Genomic DNA, 1,337 nt, shown 5'->3' on the forward strand with positions numbered 1-1,337 from the left:
AGAATAAAACTCCGTAATCCCAGCGTATCCCTTCGAAAAAATTGTCAGATCAAAATGGGACAATTGCACCTAACGTTCATTATAAGAAACGTAGGGCAGGTGATAAGCACTATCGTTTCGGTTTATTACTTAGCTAAATATAAATATTTTGCTTTTATATTTTCTACTATAAATGCCAAATTTTATATTTAGCGGACTTTATAAAAACTCACAGACCTTTCGGAAAGCACAAATGCCCTATGTTTTTTATACCGTGTTAGCCACAGTTATTTTTTCGATATTATTATATTCAATCCAAGATTTTAGTCTTCCGACATAAAACATTTTGAGATAATTTTCAGATAAAAAGATATTCGACCAATCAAACCTTTGTGCTTGTATACCAAGATAAAAAACAAAAACAGCTAATCCTGCTTTAGGAATTAATTTCAATTCATTATCAGATAATAGTCTAATACTTTGATAACCTTCTAAAAAATGTTTCATTTTTAGTTCGTATTCTTTCTTGTCAGTTTCAATGTGAAATAGATGCTTGCAAAAATAACCAACATCTAAAATTTGTATTCCATTCCCACAAAAATCAAAATCGTAAAATGTAATTTCCTTTTCATCTGTTACTGCCATATTATCATACCAAATATCCATATGAACGACTCCTTTTTGAGTGTTTTCAAAATCAGTTTTTTGAAAGAATTTACCAATCTCTTTAATAAATTCCATTTCTGGTAATTTTTCTGAAAAGAATTCTTTTAAGCGTTCATATGGTAATTCTAAAAGCGATTCTTTATCATAAGAAATTCGGTCGATAGCTGTGTTTGAAGTAAGGTTATGGATTTTAGCCATTAATGAGCCAATTACAAAACAAGTTTCTTTGTCTGTAAATCTAATTTTCCCTCCTTCCGCAAACGAAAAAAGAACTACGTATCTAATTCCTTCTGGGGCATTTATTTCTTGAATGAATTCTCTGTTTTTATCTTGAATTGGAAAAGAGACATTTAAATTATTCTCCTTTAATAAGTTTAACAGCTCTATCTCTGCAATAATTTCAGATTTTGACCTCCAATTATGACTATAAACTCTCAAAACATATTTTGTTTCATTGTCCGAAAGAAAATAAGTATGGTTCATTCCTGTCCTAAATAGTTTACAGTCATAATTTTCATTAAGTCCGTATCTTTCTTTTGCAAATTCTCCCAATTCTTTTTCTGAAATTGTAGAGGCTATAACTGGAAATGTTCTCATTTTTTTCTAATTGTGGCTAACGTTTAATATATGTGTCGTAGCAGGGCAAATTGTTACCCTGTTTTTTTGGTTTTTCTGCGCATTGGTTGCTAATT

General features: G+C 30.1%; 1 protein-coding gene. It reads right to left on the reverse strand.

Annotation, left to right across the window (positions count from 1 at the left end):
• Positions 1 to 246: 246 nt before the first annotated feature.
• A complete protein-coding gene (locus Q0921_RS24910; RefSeq protein ID WP_299261873.1) occupies positions 247 to 1,242 on the reverse strand; it encodes a phosphotransferase in 996 nt (331 codons plus the stop codon).
• Positions 1,243 to 1,337: the final 95 nt, after the last annotated feature.

Origin of the sequence: uncultured Aquimarina sp. (assembly GCF_947496855.1) — a bacterium.
Classification (GTDB): domain Bacteria; phylum Bacteroidota; class Bacteroidia; order Flavobacteriales; family Flavobacteriaceae; genus Aquimarina.

Excerpts from the sequence above, each read along its gene's own strand:
- Q0921_RS24910 (WP_299261873.1), bottom strand. The coding sequence starts at position 1,242 with ATGAGAACATTTCCAGTTATAGCCTCTACAATTTCAGAAAAAGAATTG.